At 31.0% G+C, this 255-nt stretch carries 1 protein-coding gene; it reads right to left on the bottom strand.

The features are described 5' to 3' along the window. A partial coding sequence (locus AC1M36_RS28640; RefSeq protein ID WP_479846533.1) for a DDE-type integrase/transposase/recombinase occupies positions 1–255 on the bottom strand: 255 nt, incomplete at both ends.

Raw genomic sequence — 255 nt, 5'->3', positions numbered from 1 at the left:
ATCACTATGAATCAATGGTTGTTCATTCGCTTTTAATATATTGATAGCTTGGTCCAATGTCTGAAATACCAATTTATTATTGTTTGAATGTCCCAATACATAATTAATAATAGAGCTATCATAAAGACCTAAAATAGCGCTTAAATATATTTTTCTTCCGCTTTTTAATTTGAACTCTGTGACATCTGTTACCCATTTTTCATTAGGTCTGCTTGCCGTAAATTCACGATTAAGTCGATTTTCAGCGACATATTG

Source organism: Bacillus sp. Medicinal_06 (genome assembly GCF_056711665.1).
This window is presented reverse-complemented; position numbering and strand designations above follow the sequence as displayed.